This is a genomic window from Ruegeria sp. HKCCSA071 (assembly GCF_017872555.1).
Classification (GTDB): Bacteria; Pseudomonadota; Alphaproteobacteria; order Rhodobacterales; family Rhodobacteraceae; genus Ruegeria.
Genome location: NZ_JAEDOX010000016.1, coordinates 45299 through 61955, shown reverse-complemented (window position 1 = coordinate 61955; position 16657 = coordinate 45299). Strand labels below are relative to the sequence as shown.

The 16657-nt window shown below is 59.1% G+C and carries 18 protein-coding genes, 1 other RNA gene and 1 riboswitch; of the genes, 7 read left to right on the top strand and 12 right to left on the bottom strand.

What is annotated here, in order from left to right:
* Nucleotides 1–195: 195 nt before the first annotated feature.
* Nucleotides 196–1656, bottom strand: coding sequence for a PLP-dependent aminotransferase family protein (locus I9188_RS18715; protein ID WP_209507694.1), 1461 nt, complete (start codon nucleotides 1654–1656; stop codon nucleotides 196–198).
* A 133-nt stretch (nucleotides 1657–1789) separates the two neighbouring features.
* On the opposite strand from I9188_RS18715, the gene I9188_RS18710 reads away from it, so the two are divergent.
* Together I9188_RS18710 and I9188_RS18705 are read left to right on the top strand one after the other, a co-directional pair.
* Complete coding sequence (locus I9188_RS18710; protein WP_209507696.1) at nucleotides 1790–2098, top strand: winged helix-turn-helix domain-containing protein; 309 nt, start codon at nucleotides 1790–1792, stop codon at nucleotides 2096–2098.
* Nucleotides 2091–3122 (top strand): permease, encoded by a 1032-nt coding sequence (locus I9188_RS18705; RefSeq protein ID WP_209507698.1) that lies wholly within the window; start codon nucleotides 2091–2093, stop codon nucleotides 3120–3122. Before I9188_RS18710 ends, I9188_RS18705 begins: the two co-directional genes overlap by 8 nt.
* Before the next feature lie 55 nt (nucleotides 3123–3177).
* Here the strand turns inward: I9188_RS18705 and I9188_RS18700 are convergent, their stop codons facing one another.
* Nucleotides 3178–3567 carry a hypothetical protein gene (locus I9188_RS18700; protein ID WP_209507700.1) on the bottom strand — a complete coding sequence of 130 codons (390 nt, stop codon included), beginning with the start codon at nucleotides 3565–3567 and terminating at the stop codon, nucleotides 3178–3180.
* Nucleotides 3568–3617: 50 nt separating this feature from the next.
* The gene (locus I9188_RS18695; protein ID WP_209507702.1) at nucleotides 3618–4379 is read right to left on the bottom strand and encodes a cell cycle transcriptional regulator TrcR; all 762 of its coding nucleotides are present in this window, start codon (nucleotides 4377–4379) and stop codon (nucleotides 3618–3620) included.
* 130 nt (nucleotides 4380–4509) lie between these two features.
* On the opposite strand from I9188_RS18695, the gene I9188_RS18690 reads away from it, so the two are divergent.
* Entirely contained in the window at nucleotides 4510–5139 is a 630-nt protein-coding gene (locus I9188_RS18690; RefSeq protein ID WP_209507704.1) for a ribonuclease T2, read from the top strand.
* On the opposite strand, the gene I9188_RS18685 is transcribed toward I9188_RS18690, so the two are convergent.
* The 5 genes from I9188_RS18685 to I9188_RS18665 all read right to left on the bottom strand — a co-directional run bounded on the left by I9188_RS18685 (nucleotide 5136) and on the right by I9188_RS18665 (nucleotide 9398).
* Complete coding sequence (locus I9188_RS18685) at nucleotides 5136–5624, bottom strand: hypothetical protein (protein WP_209507706.1); 489 nt, start codon at nucleotides 5622–5624, stop codon at nucleotides 5136–5138. The two genes, I9188_RS18690 and I9188_RS18685, sit on opposite strands and share 4 nt — an antisense overlap.
* Before the next feature lie 137 nt (nucleotides 5625–5761).
* Entirely contained in the window at nucleotides 5762–6301 is a 540-nt protein-coding gene (locus I9188_RS18680; RefSeq protein WP_348540354.1) for a histidine phosphatase family protein, read from the bottom strand.
* A 104-nt stretch (nucleotides 6302–6405) separates the two neighbouring features.
* The gene (recR, locus tag I9188_RS18675) at nucleotides 6406–6999 is read right to left on the bottom strand and encodes a recombination mediator RecR (protein ID WP_209507710.1); all 594 of its coding nucleotides are present in this window, start codon (nucleotides 6997–6999) and stop codon (nucleotides 6406–6408) included.
* Between the two features lie 61 nt (nucleotides 7000–7060).
* Complete coding sequence (locus I9188_RS18670; protein WP_209507712.1) at nucleotides 7061–7414, bottom strand: YbaB/EbfC family nucleoid-associated protein; 354 nt, start codon at nucleotides 7412–7414, stop codon at nucleotides 7061–7063.
* A gap of 190 nt (nucleotides 7415–7604) precedes the next feature.
* On the bottom strand, nucleotides 7605–9398 hold the full coding sequence (locus tag I9188_RS18665) for a DNA polymerase III subunit gamma/tau (protein ID WP_280922444.1): 1794 nt from the start codon (nucleotides 9396–9398) through the stop codon (nucleotides 7605–7607).
* Nucleotides 9399–9537: 139 nt separating this feature from the next.
* On the opposite strand from I9188_RS18665, the gene I9188_RS18660 reads away from it, so the two are divergent.
* A complete protein-coding gene (locus I9188_RS18660) occupies nucleotides 9538–10050 on the top strand; it encodes a dual specificity protein phosphatase family protein (protein WP_209507716.1) in 513 nt (170 codons plus the stop codon).
* Here I9188_RS18660 and I9188_RS18655 read toward each other — a convergent pair.
* Nucleotides 10042–10449: a hypothetical protein gene (locus I9188_RS18655; RefSeq protein ID WP_209507719.1), complete on the bottom strand. Its 408-nt coding sequence runs from the start codon at nucleotides 10447–10449 to the stop codon at nucleotides 10042–10044. The genes I9188_RS18660 and I9188_RS18655 overlap by 9 nt on opposite strands.
* 89 nt (nucleotides 10450–10538) lie before the next feature.
* Nucleotides 10539–10759: riboswitch (cobalamin riboswitch) on the bottom strand.
* Nucleotides 10760–10890: 131 nt separating this feature from the next.
* Here I9188_RS18655 and I9188_RS18650 point away from each other — a divergent pair.
* Nucleotides 10891–11748, top strand: coding sequence for a hypothetical protein (locus tag I9188_RS18650; RefSeq protein ID WP_209599704.1), 858 nt, complete (start codon nucleotides 10891–10893; stop codon nucleotides 11746–11748).
* Between the two features lie 36 nt (nucleotides 11749–11784).
* Here I9188_RS18650 and rsgA read toward each other — a convergent pair whose 3' ends face one another.
* The 3 genes from rsgA to I9188_RS18635 form a co-directional block, all read right to left on the bottom strand.
* The gene (rsgA, locus tag I9188_RS18645) at nucleotides 11785–12813 is read right to left on the bottom strand and encodes a ribosome small subunit-dependent GTPase A (RefSeq protein ID WP_209507723.1); all 1029 of its coding nucleotides are present in this window, start codon (nucleotides 12811–12813) and stop codon (nucleotides 11785–11787) included.
* 158 nt (nucleotides 12814–12971) lie between these two features.
* An RNA gene (ffs, locus tag I9188_RS18640) (signal recognition particle sRNA small type) lies at nucleotides 12972–13070 on the bottom strand.
* A gap of 39 nt (nucleotides 13071–13109) precedes the next feature.
* Entirely contained in the window at nucleotides 13110–14978 is a 1869-nt protein-coding gene (locus I9188_RS18635) for a bifunctional 2',3'-cyclic-nucleotide 2'-phosphodiesterase/3'-nucleotidase (RefSeq protein WP_348540353.1), read from the bottom strand.
* Nucleotides 14979–15161: 183 nt separating this feature from the next.
* Between I9188_RS18635 and nudC the strand changes: the two genes are divergently transcribed.
* A complete protein-coding gene (nudC, locus tag I9188_RS18630; RefSeq protein WP_209507725.1) occupies nucleotides 15162–16145 on the top strand; it encodes an NAD(+) diphosphatase in 984 nt (327 codons plus the stop codon).
* Nucleotides 16146–16183: 38 nt separating this feature from the next.
* Entirely contained in the window at nucleotides 16184–16651 is a 468-nt protein-coding gene (locus tag I9188_RS18625; RefSeq protein ID WP_209507727.1) for an SRPBCC family protein, read from the top strand.
* Nucleotides 16652–16657 lie beyond the last annotated feature (6 nt).

The following is a 16657-nucleotide window of genomic DNA, read 5'->3' as shown; positions in this document are numbered from 1 at the left end:
TCCCAAACGCATGCTCAATACCATGCATCTGCAAAACCTTAACAAAGGCCTCTTCCGTCGTCATCTTCATAGGGGTGCTCTCCAAGCAAGAGTGAGGAAACCAGGCACCGGGGCCCGGGGGTTGATATGGTTTTGGCGTAAGGGTGCGACCTGCGTTAGGGCCAGACGCGTCTGCGGAATATGTCCAGTGCGACCTCACGCAGCCCGGATGGCATCCGCGATAAGTTCGACGCCGGGGGCTATGCGGTTGGTCGAAATAGAAGAGTACCCGAGGCGGTAGAAGTTCTGTGGCCTGTCGGGCCCCGAGAAAAACGGAGCACCCGGTTCGATATGAACACTCTGGTTCTGCAGCTTTAGCGCAAGTTGCGTTGTGTTGACGTGCTCAGGGGCCGACATCCACATTGATGAGCCGCCCATAACACCCCGCCCGGCCACTGTCAGCCCGCTATCCTCGATGGCTTTGTCCATCGCATCGCGCCGCTCTTGCAGGGCTTTCGACATACGTCGGATCTGCGCGTCGTAATGGCCCAATGACAGAAAATACGCTGCCGTGCGCTGAATATGACCCGGAGGGTGGCGCAGGACCAACGAGCGAAGCGCACGTGCTTCGCGGATGAAAGGTTCGGATCCGACCATGTATCCAAGCCGCAATCCCGGAAACAGCGACTTGGAAAAACTGCCGACGTAAATCACGCGCCCATCCCGATCCATGGACTTGAGCGCGGGCGAAGGTGCGCTGCGAAAGGCCATCTCGAATTCATAGTCGTCCTCGACAACCATTGCATCCAGATCGCGTGCCCGATCCAGCAGCTTGTTGCGGCGGTCGACCGGCATCGTCGCAGTTGTCGGGCTTTGATGGCTGGGGGTGGTAAAGATGACGTCCGCTTTGTCCGGGATCGCCTCGGGTGGCAAGCCGTCGCGATCGACGCTCAGGGGCGTCACAGCGCAATCCCAGTGGTTCAAAAGGCTTCGCAGCGCGTAGTAGCAGGGATCTTCGATTACGGCAGTGCGATTGTGGGTCAGCAAAATGCGTGAGGCCAGCCAAAGCGCGTTCTGCGCGCCCAGGGTGATCAAGATTTCTTCGGGGCGGGCAACGATACCACGGCGCGGCAGGGTGTGGCGCGCGATGAATTCGATCAGCAACGGATCATCCTGATCCACGTAATCCCCTGTCAGCGAATCGAAGTCTTTGTGCCCCAAGGCGCGAACCGCGCATAATCTCCAATTGGCGTGGTCAAACAGGGTCCGGTCGGCCTGACCGTAGATGAACGGATAGCGGTATTCGCGCCAGTTGCTGGGTTTCGGCAGGACGTCGCTGTCCAGAAAGCGGCGTGCCAGTGCCTTGTCCCAGTCGACAGATTCCGTGCCGCGCTGCACGGGCGAGTATTTGGGCGGAACCGGCGCGTTTTGCGAGACGTAATATCCTGACCGGCCCTTAGCTGTCAGATAATCATTTGCCAGCAACTCGGTATAAGCCAGCGTTACCGTGATGCGGCTGACACCCAGATGTGCGGCCAGCTTTCGCGAGGATGGCAGTTTTTCCCCGACATGAAAGCGACCGGACAGAATGCCCTCGGCAATCATCTGCTGGATCTGGGCCTGCAACGTGCCCTGACCGTTAAGCTCAAGAAAGAATGTTTCGACCGATATCCCCATGCCTGCTTATAGGTTGGACTTAAGGCAGGGGCAATCTGGACTTACAGCGTCATGGAAAATTTTCCCAAGGTGGGTTGACCAGGGCCCTTTGTGAAACTACAAAACTAGAAATCTAGTTTAATAGAGGTAACTCATGTGGGAAACTGCTGCAGCCGGATTTTCCGCCATGGGCTCGGAAGCCCGGCTGAAAGTCCTCAAGACACTGGTGCGGGCTGGTGAGGCCGGTCTGACCGTTGGCGAAATCCAGAACCGGACGGGGATTGCCCCGTCGACTTTGGCGCACCACCTGCGGTTTCTTGCAGCCGGAGGTGTGGTTGAACAGGAAAAGATCGGTCGCACCACGATCAACCGGGCCTGTTATGACGAATTGAAGACGCTGGCGCAGTTTATTCTCAGCGAATGCTGCGCTGACGCGGTTGGAAAGGCGGCCAACGATGGCTGAATTGACGCAATCCCCCCGACTGACCGCCAAAGGCGCGATGGAGATGATCAAGACGCCTTGGGCATTGATTGTCGTCATTCTTGTGGCGGTGGCCGTTCTCGACCCCGGCAACCTGCCTGAGGTTGCGAGTTTTGCAGTCAGGGCCTTGGCACATACGGGACAATACATCCTGTTTGCCGTGCTTCTGTTGTCATATCTCAAGGCAACCGGGGCCGAGGTGATGGTGGCGCGCGCTTTTGAAGGGCGCGAGACCCGGATGATCTTTCTGGCCGCCCTGTTCGGCGGCCTCGCACCGTTTTGTTCTTGCGAAGTCATTCCCTTTATTGCGGGCTTGCTTGCACTCGGAGCGCCGCTGTCGGCCGTGATGGCGTTCTGGCTCAGCTCGCCATTGATCGACCCACCGACGCTTTTGATTACGGCAGCCGCGCTGGGGTGGCCCTTTGCCATCGGTAAAGCGGTTGCAGCCGTTGCGCTTGGCCTGTTCGGCGGGTTCGCGGTTCGGTTGCTGATGCGGCAGGGGGCATTTGTCCAGCCCTTGCGCGAATACAAACCTGCCGGGTGTTGCGGATGTGGTCCGAAAGCGGATGACACGCCGGTCTGGAAGTTCTGGAAAGAGCCCGAGCGTCGCGTTCGGTTCCGTTCGGAATTCGTGCACAACGGGCTGTTCCTGCTGAAGTGGCTGGCGCTGGCCTATGTGCTCGAAGCTTTGTTGGTCAACTATGTGCCTGCGGACCTGATCGCTGGCGTCGTTGGCGGAGAAGGCGTGCTGCCGATCATTGTCGCCGCGCTGGTGGGGATGCCGGCCTATCTGAACTCTTACGTCGCGCCGCCGCTGCTGGCGGGTCTGATCGATCAGGGCATGACCGCGGGGGCTGCGATGTCGTTCATGGTTGCGGGTGCCGTCAGTTCCATACCGGCGATGGCCGCAGTCTGGTCATTGGTCAAACCGCGCGTGTTTGCCGCCTACCTGAGCCTTGGTGTGGGGGGCGCAATAATCGCAGGTATCATCTTTCAGGTGGTTTGAATGAAAAAGCCGCCCGGTGTCAGCATCGGGCGGCTCTTTTGGTCTGAAATCTCGATCAACCGGATTCGCAGAGGCGGGGCAGTTTGAACCGATACCGGGCTTCACCGCTTTTGACGTAAACGCGTTTTTCCACACAGGCCGTCGTTCCAACGGTTTGTGAAATCTGCGACTCGGTCGACGTAATCGACGTGGCCGATCCATCGGGCAGGCGAACCGAGGCCACGACGCCGTTCTTCAGGTCCCCGTTCACCGGCGTCGCGGACAGAACCGGTACGATTAGGAAAGCCTCGTGCTCGTGTTCGCCTTCGTCCCCCAGCAGAAACAAGGTGGTGACGATGGCAATCATGATAATACCGCCCGCCAGACCCAGCCCCCATGTCCTGAGAAAGGCATAGATCGTTACGGCGCGGTGCGGGCCGAAGATCGCAGAAAGAATGTTCAGCATGACAAGTCCGTCAAAAAGCCCCAGCCGTTCCGACCGGGGCTGATTGCCTGTTACAGACGAGGATCATCCTCGTCTTCATCATCCGCCCCGCCTTTGGGCAGGTTAAAGAAGCTGTCGGCGTCGATAACAGGCTCGTCGTCTTTTTCATCCGACCGATCCTCGGACAGCGAGAAGGTCTCCAGACCTTCGATCGCGGTCGGGATTTTCGGCGCGGCATCCATTTCGAGCGACTGCTCGGTCGAAACCAGCTTGCGACGCTCGTCATCGCTCATCACGCCGCCTTCGGCCGCTTTCTTGGCTGCGGCCTTCTGCACGATCGCATCCAGTTCGGACTGTTTGCACAGGCCCAGCGCAACCGGGTCGATCGGCTGCATGTTCGAGATATTCCAGTGGGTGCGCTCGCGGATCGACTGGATGGTCGGCTTGGTGGTGCCAACCAGCTTGGCGATCTGGCCATCGCTGAGTTCGGGGTGGAACTTGACCAGCCACAGGATCGAGTTCGGACGGTCCTGACGCTTGGACAGCGGGGTATAACGCGGGCCACGGCGCTTTTCTTCGCCGGATGCCGCTGGGTTGAACTTGAGCTTCAGCTTGTGCAGCGGGTTGTTCTGCGCGGCGTCGATCTCATCCTGGGTCAACTGGTTGTTTGCGATCGGGTCAAAGCCCTTTACGCCTGTGGCCACATCGCCATCAGCGATACCCTGCACTTCCAGTTCGTGCATCCCTACGAAATCCGCGATCTGCTTGAAGCTGATCGTGGTGTTGTCCACCAGCCATACGGCGGTTGCCTTGGCCATAAGCGGTTTTGCCATCAGCCCGTCTCCTATACATACATCTTTCCCGTCGCCGGAATTCGGCGGCCCCTTGGTCTTGGGGCAGGTTTCCGTTGTCGGGGAACTTGGCCCGTATATAGTCGCCACGCAGCAAGAAGGGAAGAGGCGAATGCGCTGGGTCGTATTGTGGGTCTTCAGCGCGATGGCAGCGCTGGCCGAAGGTGAAAAAGCAGGTGAGTTCGACTATTACGTCCTGTCGCTTAGCTGGTCGCCCAATTGGTGCGCCCGCGAAGGGGACGCACGCGGGTCAGACCAATGCGACGACCGGCACGACCACGGATGGATCCTGCACGGGCTCTGGCCGCAATTTCATCAGGGCTGGCCATCCTTCTGCCGCTCGCCCGAGGCACCGCCGACACGCCGCATGACGCGGGAAATGGAAGATATTCAGGGCAGTGCGGGCCTTGCATGGCATCAGTGGAAGAAACACGGCACCTGTTCGGGGCTATCTGCGCCCGACTATTTCGCCCTGTCCCGGCGTGCCTATGATGCGGTCGAACGCCCTCAGGTGTTCCGCAAACTGGACGCTTCCGTCAAACTGCCGGCTTCGGTAGTCGAGGATGCGTTTTTGAAGGCCAATCCGGGGCTTGAGCGCAATATGATCACGGTCACCTGCAAACAGGGCTATATTGAAGAGGTCCGCCTGTGCCTGTCGCGCGACCTTGATCCGGTGCCATGCGGCCGCGATGTGATCCGCGACTGCACAGCCAAGGACGCGCTGTTCGATCCGATTCGTTAAAGCTTTTTGTTCTGGCAGTCCCGTGCATAGTCCAGCGCCTTGGCGGTGCCTTTCAGATCAATCGCCATCACCACCTCGCCTGCGGGATTGTAAACTGTCATCGTCTTGTTCTGGGCAATCGCGGTGACGAAATTCCGGTCGGTGAAAAACACCGTCGCACCCGGCACTTTGCGTTCATTGAACCCGATAGCGGTGGCATCAAAGCTCTTGCCGTCCAGTTCGAACCGGATGGGATAGCTTTTGCCTTGTTCAATATTGCCCCAGGCCTTGTTGTAAACGGCGAAGTACCCGCGATTACCCAGTGCGTCATAGCCCAGCCGCACGACCGAGAGGTCCTGATATACCGTCTGGATCAGACACCCGTTCCCAAGCGCCGGGTCCATCATGATGTTCCAGCCTTCGACAAAGCCTTTGTCGACGAGTTCCTGCGACAGGGCAGCGGTTGCGGTGAAGGCGGCGAAGGTAATGGCGAGAAGGCGGGTCATGGGCGGCTCCAAAATAATCGCTGAGTTTACCTATCCTTAGAGTAGTTCCATGGTCATCCAAAGTCGCTTTTTTGTCACCGCGACTGTTCTGACAACGATGATGAGTACAACATGAGTTTCGAACCCAAGCAATTTGTTCAGGTCACTATGGTTTCAACTCCGTTTGAAAGATGAAACACGCAACCCTGAGTTCGGGGTAGCTGTAGCAACTTGTCCAGATCGAGACCCAACCAAAGCCCTCTTAGCACCAAGGACGTGACGCCGTGGGTTACTATGATCGCAGGTTCATCTTGTTCCTTCAGAAATGAGTCTACTCTACCGCAGATGTCATCAAAGCTTTCCCCACCCGGGCTGCGGAAGAACCAATGATAGCTTTCATAGGAACAATCGATTTGCTCTCGGATGAAATCACGCGTTGCGCCTTCCCATTGCCCAAACGCGATTTCCATAAGCCGTTCATCATGTATCAACTCATGATGAGGCGTCGTTGCCAAGCGGGCGGTATGCATTGCTCTCTCTTGCGGGCTGACGAAAACGCGCAAAGGTGCATTCGGTATTCGCCTGAGTATCTCATTTTGTTTCCGCGCCTGAGACTTGCCAATTTCTGTCAACGGCGAATTCTTGCGCCCTTGGAACTTCCCCAGTGTGTTCCATTCGGTTTCGCCATGTCGCAGCACAAAAAGATCCGGATAATTGTTCAAGATGTGTACCAGAATTGAGTACCGTTTGAGATGGCGTTCTTGCTGCCTCTTTTTAAGAACGTTGATTAATAGATGCTGACCTAAATTTCCTTGCGCGCCCGGAGCGCCGCCGTGATCGTTCCGTCATCCAGATAATCCAACTCTCCACCGATGGGTACGCCTTGCGCAAGTGAGGTCAGGCGCACCTGACCTTCCAGCTGGTCCGCGATGTAGTGGGCGGTGGTCTGACCGTCGACGGTGGCGTTCAGGGCAAGGATCACTTCGGTGATCCCTTCGGCCAGAACCCGATCCCTCAGGCGGGGAATGCGCAGCTCGTCCGGGCCGATGCCGTCCAGTGCAGACAGCGTGCCACCCAGCACGTGATAGCGGCCCTTGAAGACCCTTGACCGCTCCATTGCCCAGAGGTCGGCGACGTCTTCGACCACGCACAGCTCTCCGGTCGCTCGGGCCTCACTATTGCAGATGTCACAGATATCGGTGGTGCCTACGTTGCCGCAATTCAGGCATTCGCGGGCGGTGACGGCCACTTGCTGCATGGCGTCTGACAGGGGCGTCAGCAGCAGAGCGCGTTTGCGGATCAGGTGCAGCACCGCGCGGCGGGCCGAGCGCGGGCCCAACCCCGGCAGTTTGGCCATCAGGTCGATCAGATTATCGATTTCGCTGTTCGTGCCCATGGCCTGCCCTGCTTTGCGCCGGAGGGAGCCTCCGGCGGGAGTATTTGGGAAAAGATGAAGCTCAGAACGGTAGCTTGATGTCTTTGGGCAGGCCCATGCTTTCGGTCAGCTTGCCCATCTCCTCCTGTGAACGTTCGGCAGCTTTGGCCTGAGCGTCCTTGATGGCGGCCAGGATCAGGTCTTCAACCACTTCCTTGTCGTCGCCGTTGAAAATCGACGGATCAATGTCCAGCCCCTTGAGTTCACCCTTGGCTGTAGCTGTTGCCTTGACCAGTCCTGCACCGGATTCGCCGACAACCATCATGTTGTTCAGTTCTTCCTGCATTTCGGTCATCTTGGTTTGCAGGTCTTGTGCGGATTTCATCATCTTGGCCATGTCGCCCAGACCGCCAAGCCCGCCGAGTCCTTTCAGCATCAGTCGTCTCCTGTGTTTCTGTTTGGTTCTAAATACGGACCGCAGGCAGGCGGCACAAGAGGTCTCCCGCCTGTCCAGATCAGAGCGTCGCGGACCGATCTTTTATTCGCCTGCATTCCCTCCCTCAGTCGCATGGTGGAGGGGCGTGAGTATGCTGGTTTCTTGAAACGTGGACCTGCGGGCTGAGGGGCTAATCCTCTTCGAAGGGGTCCCATTCATCTTCGACTTCGGGAAGGGCCTCGGTCACAACCTTGGCGGCGCGCTGCTCCGGTGTTTCGATCCGAATGATCTTTGCCTTGGGGAATTGCGTCAGCACGGCCTGAACCAGCGGGTGTTCTTCGGCCTCGGCTTTCAGGGCAAGTTCGGCCCGGTCCCGCACTTCCGCAATGGTCGCCGCATCTCCGTCCGAGACAATGGAGACGGCCCACCGATTGCCGGTCCATCGTTGCAGGGCAGAGCCCAATCGCGACGCCAGATCCGACGGTGCCTGAGGCGTCGGGGTGAATTCGATCCGGCCGGGCTGGTACGACACAAGGCGCACGCCGCTTTCCACCTCGACAAGCAGTTTCACATCGCGGTTTGTGCGGATCAGTTCCACCACATGCCCGAAGGTTGGATAGCGGGCCAGGGCCGTCTGTGCATCCTGCGACAGTGCGGCAACCGGTGCGCCACCCGCTCCGCGCGGGGGCGATGTATAGGCAGGCGGGGCCCCGTTGGATTGCGTTGCCACCGGGGCCTGTCGGGATATTGACATGCCTCCGCCCGGCCCGCCGGGAGGCGGAGGCGGGGTGTCTTGCAGCCGTTTGATCAGCTCTTCGGGGCTGGGCAAATCAGCGACATGCGTCAGTCGGATAACAGCCATCTCGGCGGCCATCATCGCGTTGGGCGCCGCAGAGACTTCTTCCAGCGCCTTCAGCAGCATCTGCCACATCCGGGTCAGAACCCGCATCGGCAAAGCCTCGGCCATGTGCTGGCCCCGTGTGCGTTCGTCGGGGGAAACCGTCGGGTCTTCGGCCGCGTCAGGTGTGATCTTTACGACGGACACCCAATGCGTGATTTCGGCCAGATCGCGCAGAACGGCCAGAGGGTCCGCGCCTTCCGCATATTGCCCGCTCAGTTCAGTAAGCGCCCCTGCCGCGTCACCGCGCAGGATCATGTCCATCAGGTCCAGAACACGACCTCGATCCGCCAGACCCAGCATCGCACGGACCTGATCTGCCGTCGTCTCACCGGCCCCGTGTGAAATTGCCTGATCGAGCAGTGAGGTCGCGTCGCGGGCCGACCCTTCTGCAGCGCGGGTGATCAGCGCCAGTGCGTCGTCGGCGATCTGCGCGCCCTCGGCCCCGGCGATCTTGCGCAGCAGACCGATCATGTCTTCGGGCTCGATCCGGCGCAGGTCAAACCGCTGACACCGCGACAGAACCGTGACCGGCACTTTGCGAATCTCGGTGGTCGCGAAGATGAACTTCACATGCGCGGGCGGTTCTTCCAACGTCTTGAGCAGCGCGTTGAATGCGCTGGTCGAGAGCATGTGAACCTCGTCGATGATGTAGATCTTGTAGCGCGCACTGGCGGCGCGATAGCGTACACTGTCGATGATCTCGCGGATATCGTTGACGCCGGTACGGCTGGCGGCATCCATTTCCATCACATCGACATGGCGGCCTTCCATGATGGCGACACAATGTTCGCACTGACCGCAGGGTTCGGTTGTGGGGCCACCGGTTCCGTCGGGTCCGATGCAGTTCATGCCCTTGGCGATGATCCGCGCCGTGGTCGTTTTACCCGTCCCGCGAATGCCGGTCATGACAAAAGCCTGCGCAATCCGGTCGGCCTCGAAAGCGTTTTTCAGGGTGCGCACCATGGCATCCTGACCTACCAGGTCGGCAAAGGTTTCCGGGCGGTATTTGCGGGCGAGAACCTGATAGGCGGGGCTGGGCGTGTCTGTCATGTCTTCTCGCTCGGATTCGGTGCTTCGGCACAGCGTAGTGGCGGCGGCAGCCCGCGTCCACTGCGGGGCGCGATGATTTTTTGTTTCAGGAACGGGCTGGTTTCCAACTAAACTGGACCAGCGGATTTAATGACTCATTTCTTAAAGAGTACCTTGGGGGAGGACGCACTTCATGTCGCAGTTGGTCATCTTTGCTCTGCAGGTCGGAGGCGGGACGCTTGCCCTTACTTCAATGCCCGGTCGTGGCGGGGATTACGCCACCGATCTGGATACGATTGCGGCGTGGAAACCGGGCCTTGTGATTTCAATGACGACGGATGTCGAAATGCTTCAGGATGGCGCGCAGCACTTTGGCAGTGACATCCAAAGCCGGGCCAGCCGGTGGGTTCACCTGCCGATCGAAGATTTTGGAGCGCCAACGCAAGCGGTTCAGAAGGCCTGGCCAGAGGTCAGCGCCACGGCCCGACATGCACTGTCGGGTGGTGGCCGGGTCCTTGTGCACTGCCGTGGGGGGTGCGGCAGGTCCGGGATGATTGTTCTGCGACTGATGGTTGAATGCGGTGAACGCGCCAGCGACGCACTGGACCGCCTGCGGGCCGTACGCCCGTGCGCTGTCGAAACCGATGCGCAGCTGGCCTGGGCGTCCCGGATCACGCCGGCACAGGTGGAAGTGGGATCAAGCTGAAAGCTGCTGGGGTGCGTAACCGGATTTCGGGGGTCGGATCGTTGAAACCTCGATCATGGCGCAAGGCGGGTTCGCGACAATGCCCGCGGGCAGCGTGCTGAATTCAGGTCCGAAGATCAAATCGGCATAGGCATCCAGGCCCCGAATTGCTGTATCAGGGTGCGCCCCGCAGAAAACGCGAACGCTGTCGGATCGCGCTCGGATCGTTGCCATGCACCCTTCTGCGCAATGTGACAGCGCGCTGTTGCCTTCAAATTCGAAATCCTCTCTGGTGGCCGAAACCGCCTGCGCCATGGCTTCGGAAATCGAGCGGGCCAGTCGCGCCAAAGCCGGGCAGGTATTGCCCGTCCGCTGGCACACAGTTGCGCTGTATTCGTGTGATTTTGTCTTCCAGATCATCCTGCGCCCTCCGCGCGTGGTGGGCTGGATATTGGGGCAGGTGGGACAGCATCTCGCTGTCAGGACCTGCCCGGACACCCCGCCCGAGTTTCGGTTTCAGTTCCGATGGCAGGTCTCCTGACTTGCGGGTCATTGCTCTGCCGACCTTCCCAGCCCATGGGCCAGTGGTATTTCGGCATTGCTTACCGCTTACAGTTGCGGGGGCAGTCGCGGACTAGGTTGATGTCTGTATGACCAGACAAACCGCACCGTGTTCCCTTTTCATCCCGACCTCTTGTGGGGGCCGGAAACCATCACACAACCGCTAGCGCCTGATCGCGTTCCGAGTCAAGCCGATCTTTGGCCGGACGTTTGGTCATGCTGGATGCGGATTATGTTCCGGCCTAGTGTCATCGGCATCGAAGGCAGGCAAACCGATTGTTTCAGCGAAAGCCGGGGACCATGTTGGATTCGGAACAGACGGTGTTGATCGAAGATTTCCGCTTTCCGTCCGGGTCTGTGACCTTGTCGGCGCGGTTGCACCGGCCAGCAGGTGAGCCGGAAACCGTTGTCGTGCTGAACAGTGCCACGGGTGTGCCGCGTGACTATTATCAACACTTCGCGCGATGGCTGGCCGCCGAGCGGGGGATAGCTTGCCTGACCTATGACTATCGGGACTACGGGCTTTCTTTGGTCGGCCGCCTGAAAGACGCAACTGCAACTATGGCGGATTGGGCGTTGATCGATATGCCTGCGGCGCGGGCCGAGATGCGCAGCCGGTTTCCAAAGGCGCAGCAGTGGACCATCGGCCATTCGGTCGGTGCGATGCTGGGGCCGGTGCAGCCGGATATCGACCAGATCGACCGCATGATCGGTGTGTGTTCGGGGCTGGTGACTTTGAAAGATCACCCATGGCCCTATCGGGGGTTGGCAGGGCTGTTCTGGTATGGCCATGCACCGCTGATGGTACGGGCGCTTGGGTATCTGCCCGGCAAAGCAATCGGGTTTGGTTCGGACCTGCCCGCCTCGGTCTACTGGCAATGGCGCAAATGGTGTACAGCTCCTCTTAGCTACGTTCCCGAGATCGGGCAGAATTTGCCTGATGCGCATTGGGGCAGTTCTGGAACACCTGTGGATCTGTTCACGTTCGAAGATGACCAGATGGCTCCGCCCGAGGCAGTTTGGCGCCTTGCCGATCTGTACGGCCCCGAGGCCAGACGCCACCTTCTGAAGCCTGCCGAATTCGGACTGCCGGAGGTTGGTCACATTGGAGCATTTGCCCGGCGCAATGCAGCGGTCTGGCCGCGCCTGATCGCCTGATCAGACGCGACGCAGGTTTTCCATAACACCTTGCAGCTATGGTCGTTTGCGAAGTTTCTTGTCCTGCATGACACCGCGCACCATCTTGCCAAACGCCCTGTCCCGCGCCCGCGATTGCGCAACGGTTTCCGAGTTTCGCTGATCTTCACGCCGCAGCTTGCGCCAGCGGTCCAGCCGCGCCGGATCAAGCACGCCTTCGTCGATTGCGTTCTGCACGGCACAGCCGGGCTCGGTCTCGTGCTGACAATCCGAAAAGCGGCAGCTTTGGCCAAGCTCTGTGATGTCCGAGAATACGTCGTCGATCCCGTCCTGGGCGTCCAGCAGGCGCAATGCGCGCATTCCGGGCGTGTCGATCAGCCATCCACCGTTACTCATCCGGTGCAACGCGCGCACCGTTGTCGTATGCCTGCCCCGTGCGTCGTCTTCGCGAATTCCAGACGTGGCGAGGTTTTGATCTGTCATGGTGTTGCTGAGCGTCGTTTTACCCACGCCCGACGACCCGACCAGCGCGCCGGTCTGGCCTTTGGGACACCATGCCAGAACCTTTTCGACATCTGCCGGATCCCGAGCGTTGATCGTCAAAACCGTCAAAAACGGGTCCAGAGATTCCACTTGTCCCGAGAAACTTCCGGGATCATCCGACTGGTCAGCTTTCGTCAGGACAACAACCGGATAACATCCGGCCTGGTGCGCAAGAACCAGATAACGTTCCAGTCGGGGAAGGTTGAAGTCCGCATTGCACGAGCTGACGATGTACAAAACATCGACATTGGCCGCAATCAGTTGGGTTGCGGCACCTGTACCGGCAGCTCTGCGTTGCAGCAGGCTGCGCCGGTCCAGAAGGTGGCGCACGCGGTTTTCGGCGTCTGCAAGGACCCAATCTCCGACGGCATATGAACCGGTCGGATTATCCAGTGTCAGCAAAGGGATTTCACCATCCGGGCTCAGCCCGATCAGACGGTCCCGATGTACCGATGCGATACGAAAGGGCGTGTCAGAAGGAAAAGCTGCGTGTTGCGCGGCAAAGTGAGAGGACCATCCCAGGTCCGAAAGCGTATAAGACATTTATCTGCCTGTTTTCAGAAACAACAATGCCAACGGATAGCAATCGCGCATCCGCAGGTCGTGTGTTCAGGCAGTCAGGTGATTCCGGTGAATCAGAACCAGTCTGCCCGAAGGGTTTTCAATACAATCATAAAGCCCTCCTGCGGCTATGGTTCACGAAGTGAGAGGTTGGACATCGACCCAAGCGGGGCTCGTTGTGGCTGCTTCCTTCCGGACCTGACCAGGTTGGCGAGGCGCTCGCCCGCGCCAACCTCTCGACTCCGGATATAGGGAAGGCATCGGGAAAAGACAACCCGTCAGAGCGTCAGGCGGATTCGTTCAAATCCCCTGCCATCCGAGCCCAGCAGCACGGGATCGAACCTGCGTAACTCATCCAGATATTTCAGGGCGTCCGGACCTGTTCGAAGAATTGTCGTCACGCCCCGCTGCGGCATCAGCGAGAACGGGTAGGGCTGCGAGACGGTCGGATCAGGCGGAAGGTGCTGTGACAGGTAATCCCGCACTAGGTCCTTGATGCTCAGCGGTGGCAGGCTGATCTGCTCAGTCGTTGTCGCATGCGGAAAATGCCCGCCTCCGCTGGCGCGGTAATTGTTCAGCGCCATAACGAACATCTGCTCCGGTCGAACGGGATGGCCTGCATATTTCAGATCGCTGATCCGCCTGTGGTAGGTATGGATCATTTTCCCCTGCGCATCGTATCGCGGCGGCTGTGTGGGATCGATCTGATAAGACAGTCCAAACACGATGTCGAAATTGTACCCGGCCCGTTCAGGGTTGATCAGTTCGGGTTCGGAACCAGACTTTAACTGGTTGAATACGCTGGCTGACATCTCCAACCAGTCCAGCAGATGCGCACCGCTGATCCGGATTGCACGCAGCTCGTTTGGAAACACGTGCAGGTCCGCGACATGGCGTAGACATATCTCTCCGGCGGGTACCTCGGTGTAATGGCGCGGGCCTGAGCGCCCGCCGGATTTGGCAGGCGAAACAACCGACAAAACCGGCAGATCCGCCAGGTTGGTTCCCTGCAAAAGCGGGCGCAGTGCGGCGGCTTGTGCTGCAGCTACAAGGGTCAGCCCGCGATCCGGCGCACAGCAACTGAAATAGCTGTGCAATGTATCCGGGATATGTGCCACCGGTGCCGCAACGGATTGACGGGTCATACGATGCGCCACCTCACACAGGACCGCAATTTCACTGTCTTCCCCGACGGCTGTGCCGTTGCTGATAACCGGACGCAGTTCGACGCGGCTATCCCGGATTTGCACTTTGCCGTCCGGCCCGGCGGTCACGGCCAAATCGATAACCCCCAGGTAAGAGCCCGCTGATCCCGGCATGACAACGGGTGTCCCATGTACCAGCCCCGTCAGGTGATCGACCATCGGGGTATTGGCGTGACCCTCTCCTGGAAGTGTCAGGTGAGTGTGCCCGGCCACAATGGCATCGATGCCTTTGATCGCGGCTAAGGGTAGCACGGCGTTTTCCATCCCCGCCACCGGTTCGCTGCCCCCAAGGCCGGAATGGGCAAGCGCCACGATGATATCACACCCCTCGTCGCGCAAAGTCTGCGTCAGGGACTTTGCCGCAAGCAGGATATCCTCGACGACGATATCGTCATCCAGATTATGTGCCTCCCAACAGGCCGTTTGCGGCGGAAGAACCGAGAAGATGCCGATGCGAACAGGAATGTCTTTACCGTTCAAAGACACAGTGCGGTTCAGAACGATATGCCGCTGCCAGGGCTGAGGTCCGCGCGTGCGATACAGGTTACTGCAAACGACCGGACAGGGGGCTTGCGTCAGGATGTTGCCCAATGACGGCAGCCCGAACCCGAGATCATGGTTACCCAGCCCGATCGCGTCATAATCTAGGGCTTCGAACGCCTTCATCATCGGATGGGCGGTGCCACTTTTTGCTGCCCAATCGCCCATTGGGGTTCCCTGCAACGAATCCCCGTTGTCAAACATCAGCACCAGCGCGCGTTCGGCCTCTTGTCGGGCAGCGCGGATCAGGCTGGCGGTGCGCGTCAATCCAATCGTCTGGTCTGGCGTGTCGGTGTAATAGTCAAAACCGGTCAGGTTCATATGCAGGTCGGTTGTGGCCAGAATGCGAATTTTCCCACTGTCACCAATGGGCTGTACCTGCGTCGAGAAGGGGATCTTCACTTTGAGTATTCTGCTATTGAATGTGTGTATCGATTAAATCCATCAAAATTCACTCTAGATGATTTTTCCGAGGCCACCATGCGGCTTTTCAGCGGCAGGGTGGTGGATTTTCTGCCCCTGAATAGCCATTGCAACACAGGCCGAGACGTGGCAGCCCTGTGCGCAAGACCAAAAGGAAATCCAATGAAAAACGCAGAGCAGGTAACCTTCGGGGGGTCGGGCCTTGATCGGGCGGCGCAGAATCGCGGAGATGCGAACAAGCTGGCCGAGGCGATGCACAACCCGGCCGCGCGATGTGTCTTGCTGTGGCGTGGAAAACTGTTGGTACAGGGTGCGGGGCTGGACCAGCTTGCCATGATCCCGATGACGCACCCGCTGATTAGCAATGGTCCCGGCGGCGTCATTGAATCCCCGGTGTTTTTGGGTCTGAGCGCTGACAGCGCCCCCGTGTTTGCCGTTGATATTTCCGCATGGACAGCCGAGGGGCTGGATCTGACCAGTCTGGGCGCCTTCGTGGACAAGTCCGAACAACAACACCCGGATTTACCGCAAGGCCACGTGTTTGCCGAACTGCGCCGGATCATGACACGGCTGTCGGCGCGCGACGCGGAACTGGCGGCAACGTCAAAGGCAATAATCGGCTGGCATGAAACGCATCGCTACTGTGCCCGATGTGGTGCCGCCAGCGAGGTGTCGCAGGGGGGATGGCAGCGCAGTTGCCCGTCCTGTGGCGGGCAGCACTTTCCGCGCACCGATCCGGTTGTGATCATGTTGATCACGCATGGTGACAGCGTGCTGATGGGCCGGTCTCCGGGTTGGCCTGATGGGATGTTCTCCTTGCTGGCGGGATTTGTTGAGCCCGGCGAAACACTTGAGGCAGCAGTGCGCCGCGAAGTGATGGAAGAGGCGGGCGTGCCGGTGGGTGCGGTTTCGTACCTGTCCAGTCAGCCCTGGCCATTTCCGGCGTCATTAATGTTTGGATGTGCAGGTGAGGCGCTGTCACGCGACATCGTGATCGACCCGGTCGAAATAGAAGAGGCGATGTGGGTCAGCAAACCCGAAATGATGCAGGCCTTTGCCGGTGATCATCCCCGGTTGTTGCCGGCTCGCAAGGGGGCTATCGCTCATTTTCTGCTTCAGAACTGGCTTGCAGATACTCTGGACTGAGGAAACATTGGCTCAGCAATAAAACAGCAAAGGTCATTATGCAGTTTTCAGCGCGAGAAGATATCGAGGCCCCCATCCAATCGGTATTCGACATGGTGTCGGATTTTGAACGATTCGAGCGTATGGCAATGCGCCGTGGCATCGATGTGCGCCGTTTGGGCGGTGGCGCGGCGGTGACGGCCGGAACCGAATGGAATACGGAGTTCAAACTGCGCGGAAAGCCGCGTCAGATGTCGGTGGTGATGACGGATTTCAACAGGCCTTCGCAAATGCGATTTGACGCTGCCAGCAAGGGCATTACCGGGTTCACGACCGTGGATTTTCTGGCCCTGTCCCCGCGCCGGACTCGCCTGAGCGTTGAAATGTCACTCGCCGCCAAGTCCCTGCCGGCACGGTTGCTGTTGCAATCCATGAAACTGGGGCAATCCAGATTTCGCAAGCAGTTTCAGGTGCGTCTCAGCGAATTCGCACGCGAGTTGGAGCAGAGGCACCTGCATGGGGCGTGAACGGCG

Coding starts and splice junctions, on each gene's coding strand:
- I9188_RS18715 (WP_209507694.1), bottom strand. CDS start 1,656: ATGGGGATATCGGTCGAAACATTCTTTCTTGAGCTTAACGGTCAGGGC.
- nudC (WP_209507725.1), top strand. CDS start 15,162: ATGAAAAACGCAGAGCAGGTAACCTTCGGGGGGTCGGGCCTTGATCGG.
- I9188_RS18625 (WP_209507727.1), top strand. CDS start 16,184: ATGCAGTTTTCAGCGCGAGAAGATATCGAGGCCCCCATCCAATCGGTA.
- I9188_RS18685 (WP_209507706.1), bottom strand. CDS start 5,624: ATGACCCGCCTTCTCGCCATTACCTTCGCCGCCTTCACCGCAACCGCT.
- I9188_RS18700 (WP_209507700.1), bottom strand. CDS start 3,567: ATGCTGAACATTCTTTCTGCGATCTTCGGCCCGCACCGCGCCGTAACG.
- rsgA (WP_209507723.1), bottom strand. CDS start 12,813: ATGTCTTATACGCTTTCGGACCTGGGATGGTCCTCTCACTTTGCCGCG.
- I9188_RS18695 (WP_209507702.1), bottom strand. CDS start 4,379: ATGGCAAAACCGCTTATGGCCAAGGCAACCGCCGTATGGCTGGTGGAC.
- recR (WP_209507710.1), bottom strand. CDS start 6,999: ATGGGCACGAACAGCGAAATCGATAATCTGATCGACCTGATGGCCAAA.
- I9188_RS18650 (WP_209599704.1), top strand. CDS start 10,891: ATGTTGGATTCGGAACAGACGGTGTTGATCGAAGATTTCCGCTTTCCG.
- I9188_RS18655 (WP_209507719.1), bottom strand. CDS start 10,449: ATGATCTGGAAGACAAAATCACACGAATACAGCGCAACTGTGTGCCAG.
- I9188_RS18690 (WP_209507704.1), top strand. CDS start 4,510: ATGCGCTGGGTCGTATTGTGGGTCTTCAGCGCGATGGCAGCGCTGGCC.
- I9188_RS18705 (WP_209507698.1), top strand. CDS start 2,091: ATGGCTGAATTGACGCAATCCCCCCGACTGACCGCCAAAGGCGCGATG.
- I9188_RS18710 (WP_209507696.1), top strand. CDS start 1,790: ATGTGGGAAACTGCTGCAGCCGGATTTTCCGCCATGGGCTCGGAAGCC.
- I9188_RS18660 (WP_209507716.1), top strand. CDS start 9,538: ATGTCGCAGTTGGTCATCTTTGCTCTGCAGGTCGGAGGCGGGACGCTT.
- I9188_RS18670 (WP_209507712.1), bottom strand. CDS start 7,414: ATGCTGAAAGGACTCGGCGGGCTTGGCGGTCTGGGCGACATGGCCAAG.